5 protein-coding genes are annotated in these 4779 nt (G+C 76.8%); 1 reads left to right on the forward strand and 4 read right to left on the reverse strand.

Annotated elements, in window-relative coordinates:
* The 3 genes from AB0B41_RS42660 to AB0B41_RS42670 form a co-directional block, all read right to left on the reverse strand.
* On the reverse strand, positions 1-553 hold a 553-nt coding region (locus AB0B41_RS42660; protein ID WP_358212877.1), incomplete at its 3' end, for an MFS transporter.
* A gap of 86 nt (positions 554-639) precedes the next feature.
* Positions 640-981 carry a hypothetical protein gene (locus tag AB0B41_RS42665; RefSeq protein WP_358212879.1) on the reverse strand — a complete coding sequence of 114 codons (342 nt, stop codon included), beginning with the start codon at positions 979-981 and terminating at the stop codon, positions 640-642.
* A gap of 150 nt (positions 982-1131) precedes the next feature.
* On the reverse strand, positions 1132-2538 hold the full coding sequence (locus tag AB0B41_RS42670; RefSeq protein ID WP_358212881.1) for an FAD-binding oxidoreductase: 1407 nt from the start codon (positions 2536-2538) through the stop codon (positions 1132-1134).
* Positions 2539-2696: 158 nt separating this feature from the next.
* On the opposite strand from AB0B41_RS42670, the gene AB0B41_RS42675 reads away from it, so the two are divergent.
* Complete coding sequence (locus AB0B41_RS42675) at positions 2697-4115, forward strand: chloride channel protein (protein WP_358212883.1); 1419 nt, start codon at positions 2697-2699, stop codon at positions 4113-4115.
* A gap of 21 nt (positions 4116-4136) precedes the next feature.
* Here the strand turns inward: AB0B41_RS42675 and AB0B41_RS42680 are convergent, their stop codons facing one another.
* Positions 4137-4646: a TetR/AcrR family transcriptional regulator C-terminal ligand-binding domain-containing protein gene (locus AB0B41_RS42680; protein ID WP_358212884.1), complete on the reverse strand. Its 510-nt coding sequence runs from the start codon at positions 4644-4646 to the stop codon at positions 4137-4139.
* Positions 4647-4779: the final 133 nt, after the last annotated feature.

A 4779-nucleotide genomic window follows, 5' to 3' on the forward strand; every position in this document is an offset into this window, starting at 1 on the left:
GCGCGGCCAGCAGGCCCGCGGCTGCGGCGCCGAGCAGGACGCCGCGCCAGGGCAGGGCCGGCCCGGCGAGGCCGCCGAGCAGGTGGGGGAGTGCCGAGCCGAGCGTCAGGGCGCCGACCAGCACGCCGAGATCACGGAACCGGCTCCCCGGCCCGGACCAGGACGTCGTGAGCTTCATGCCGACCGGGTAGACCCCGGCGAGGAAGACGCCGGTCAGCGCACGGAGGGCGAGCGCGGGGCCGGGGGAGTCGACGACCGTGGCCAGCACCAGCGTGCCCGCGGCGGCGCCGAGCGCGGACCAGGCCAGCAACCGGTGCGGGCGCACCCGGTCCGGCAGCGTGAGCACCGCCGAGGTGACCGCGCCCGCGACGAACCCGAGCTGGACCGAGACCGTCAGCCAGACGACCGTGGTGTCGCCGATGCCCCACTCGGCCCGCAGCCGCGGGACCACCGCCGAGGCCGAGAACCACACCGCGAGCCCCAGGACCTGGACCAGCGCGATCGCGGCGCGGGGGCCGGTCCACGCGGGAACGCGGTGGCGGGCGACCCGCATCGGTCCTCCCCGGGGCGTCGACGGTCCGTCGACGGAGAGTACCGATCACGCGACCCAGGGTGACGATTCAGGGTGCCGGCGTCGGCTCAGCCGTGCCGGGCGCTCCGCAGCTGGGTGCTGGTCCAGGCGAAGATCCCGACGCAGGCCAGCGCCACCACGGCGAACACGATGGCCGGGACCAGTGCGCCGTCCATCAGGAACACCACCGTGACCAGCACGCAGAGCAGGAACGCGAGCACCGAGATGCCGCGGTGCAGCTTGAGCGCGCTCTGCCCGTCGTGGGAGCCGGAGCCGGAGTTCGGGCCGCCGAAACCGAGGACCGGGCGGCCCTTGATGGTGGCGGGCCGCGGGTCGGGCGGGGAGGCGGAATCGGGGTCGCCGCCGTGGGTCCGGTGACCGGCGGCGCGTTCGTCGCTCGGAGTGGCCATGCGCCACTGTACCCACTTCCCCCGCGATCGATTCACATCTCGCCGCAGCCCATCCACCGTCCACAGCCTTCCCCTGCGGCACCACCGCTGTGGCCGCCGATGCCGCGGAGCCGGGGCACGGGCCCCGGCTCCGGCGGACGAGGTCGTGGATCAGCCGATCACGACGTTCGTGGCGAAGGTCCCGGCCGGGTCGAACCGGCGAGCGGTCGCGAGCAGCCGGGCACGCTCGGCGTCGCCCCACAGGGCGCCGACCCGGGCGGGGCCGGCCTGGCCGAGGAGGTTGACGAGCGCGCCGCAGGCCCACGGCCCGACGCTGTCGACCACGGCGGCGGTCGCCGCAACGACCACCTCGACGGGCGGCCCGGCGAGCACGCCCACGGTGAAGACGGTGAAGGCGGCGTCGCGGCCGGCGACCGCGTTGGGCACCTCGGGCCGGCGGGCGATCGCCCCGCCGAGCAGCCGCAGCTCCACCATCGCCAGCGGCGCCTCGACCTGCGGCCCGGCGACGGCGAGGAGCGCGTCGACGGCCTCGGCGGGCAGCTCGGCGACCGCGGAGCCACGGTCCCACATCGGCATCGGGTCGACCGGGTCCATGTGCACCGCGTCGATCGCGGGGAACGGCATGTCCGCGACGGTGTCGAGCACCGGCGGGGCGACGGCCCGCATCGGAGCGAGCAGCGCGGCGCCCTCCTCGGCCGTACCGAGGTGCGTGAACCGGACGGCCACCGCGAACCGGCCGCGCAGCGGCTCCGGCAGCGCCGGGTCCGGCGGGAGGCGCAGCATCGCGACCGACGTGGTCGCGTCCTCGGGCAGCGCGGGCGCCCACTCGCGCCAGGCGTGCAGGACGGTGGCCGCGTCGTCGGCGCCGAAGAACAGCGCGCCGCCGAAGAACCGGGCCACCGGGACGAGGTCGAACTCCATCTCGGTGACGATGCCGAAGCTGCCCTTGCCGCCCCGGACGGCCCAGAAGAGGTCGGCGTCGGACCCCTGGCTGGTCTCCGAGACCTCGCGGACCGCCCCGTCGGCGGTGACGATCGTGAAGCGCCGGACGTGGTCGGCGGCGAAGCCGTAACGGCGGGCCAGCGGGCCGAGGCCGCCACCGGTCGTGTAGCCGACCACCCCGACCTGCGACGACGAGCCGCTCAGCGGGGCGAGGCCGTGCGGCGCGGCGGCGTCGATCACCGCGCGCCAGCGCACGCCGGCACCGACGACGGCGCGGCGGTTCAGGGCGTCGATCCGCACGGAGTCCATCCGCCTCGTGGTGACCAGGACCGTGCCGTACCGCTCGCCGGTGAGCCCGTGGCCGGTGGCCTGCACCGCGATCCTCCGGCCGGTGGCGGTGGCGTACCGCACGGCCGCGGCGACGTCGTCCGTGCTCGTCGCGCCCACGACCACGGCGGCGGCCGGGAGGTAGGCGACGTTGAAGCCCGCGGCCTCCTCGGCGAACTCCGGGTCGCCGGGCTGCAGGACGGGGCCGGCGACGGCGGCGGTGAGCGCGAGGAGGTCGCCGGGGCGGAGCTCGTCGAGCGAGGAGGTCGGCGGGGTCGAGAGGGTCATCGGGGTCTCCCGGTCTGTCGGGCCGCGGGGAGCGGCGTCGGTGATCGAAGACTCCCGCCCGGCGGAGGTCCGCCACGACCGCGCCACCGGGCCTCCCCGGGGTGTGGCCAGCACCCCGTCTCGCGGTGCGGCTGCCCGTGCGGGCAGGATGATCCGCCGTGGGTTCCCGCAGGTCCGGCCGTCGTGACGAGGGGCGGCCCAGCGAGCGGCTCCGGCAGCCGCAGCCGTTGCTGCGCAGGCGGATCGCGTCCGGCCGCGCGGCGATGGACCAGCCCAACGTCACCGGCGACGGCGACGTCCCGCTCACCACCCGGTTCTGGCTGATGGTCGTGCTGACCGGGGTCGGCGCGGGCCTGTTCGGGATCGTGCTGATGCTGCTCCTCGGCGCGGTCGCGCGGCTGGCGTTCGGGCCCGGCGCGGAGGCGGACTTCCAGGGCGCCGTCGAGCAGGCGTCGTGGGTGGGGCGGGTGCTCCCGCTGGTGGTCGCCGGGGTGATCGGCGGAATCGGCTGGTTCCTGCTGCGGCGGTACGTCCCCGGCCGCTCGGACGTCGACGACGCCATCTGGACCGGCGACGGCCGGCTCGGCTTCCGGCGCAGCGCCGGGACCTCCGTGCTCTCCGAGATCGTGGTCGGGCTCGGGGCGTCACTGGGCCGGGAGGCTGCGCCGAAGCTGATGGGCGGGGTGTGCGGGAGCGTGCTCGCCGGCTGGGCCGGCCTGACGACGCCGCAGCGCCGCCTGCTCGTGGCCTGCGGCGCGGGCGCGGGGCTGGCCTGCGTGTACAACGTGCCTCTCGGCGGGGCGCTGTTCACCGCGGAGGTGCTGATCGGGGCGGTGCGGCTGCCCGTCATGCTGCCCGCGCTGGCCTGCTCCGCGGTCGCGACGCTGACCGCGTGGATCGGCCTGCCGTCCCACCCGGTCTACGCCGACCTGCCGGACTTCGCGTTCTCCGCGTCGGCCATGGTGTGGTCGGTGCCCGCGGGGGTCGTGACGGGCCTGCTCGCGGTGGTCTTCGTGCGGCTGATCGCGTGGGCCTCCCACCGGGTGCCGCGGGGGCGGGGCATGCTCGTGGCGCCCCTGGCGGCGTTCGCGGTGCTCGCCGCGCTCGGGCTGGTCCTCCCGCAGCTCTACGGCAACGGGCAGGACATCGCCGCCGACGCCTTCGCCGGGATCGGCCCGCTGTGGCTGTTCGCCGCGCTGTTCGTGCTGAAGCCGCTGGTCACGGTGCTGTGCCTGGGCAGCGGCGCGTCCGGCGGCCTGTTCACGCCGACGCTCGCCACCGGCGCCGCGCTGGGGGCCTGCCTGGGCGGGGCGTGGTCGCTGCTGTGGCCCGGCACGCCCGTCGGCGCCTTCGCGATGATCGGCGCGGCCGCCATGATCGGGGCCGGGATGCAGGCGCCCCTCGCCGGGCTCGCGCTCGTGCTGGAGCTGACCCACACCGGCTTCGGGCTGATGGTGCCGATGATGGTCGCCACGCTGGTCGCCACGGCGGTGTCGCGGTGGGTGGACGGCTACTCGATCTACTCGGCCCGGCTGGCCGAGCGCGTCATGCCCGTGGGGCGGGGGCCGATGCGGTGACCCTCGGGCCGGCGCCGGCGCTCAGCCCGGCAGGAGGACGTCGACGAGCCCGCGGGCCCAGTCCGGTGAGCCGGGCTCGCCGGTGAAGATCGCCCGGTAGTACAGCGGGCCGAGCAGCGCGTCCGCCGTGCGCTCCACCGTGGGGGCGGCGCCGCCGCGTGCCTTCTCGCGCTCGATCATCGCCGCGAGCTGGTCCTCGCGGTCGCCCCGGCAGGCGCAGGCGCCCTGCTCGCCGCCGGCGCCGAGCGTGGCGCGCATCAGGGCGAGGACGTCCGGGTCCGCCAGGTCCGTGGCGACGTCCGCCGCCCAGCGCTGCAGGTCCCCGCGCAGGGAGCCGGTGTCGGGCACGACGACGTCGCCGGAGAACCGGCTCGTCGCCACGTCGGCGAGCAGCTCGCCGACCGACCCCCACCGGCGGTACAGGGTGGTCGCGTGCACGCCCGCGCGGGCGGCGACGGCCGGGATCGTCAGCCCGTCGCCCACCTCCTCGGCGAGCAGCTCCTCGACGGCCCGGTGCACGGCCGCGCGCACCCGGGCCGAGCGACCGCCGGGGGGCGCCCCCGGGGGGGCGCCCGGGGGGGGGGGGGGCGGGTGCCGGGGGGGGGCTGGCCGTGGGGGGTGTTTGGGGCCGCGGGGGGGGGGAAGCTAAAGCACCCAATTTTTG

Source organism: Pseudonocardia sp. NPDC049154 (assembly GCF_040648315.1).
In the GTDB taxonomy this organism is placed as follows: Bacteria; Actinomycetota; Actinomycetes; order Mycobacteriales; family Pseudonocardiaceae; genus Pseudonocardia.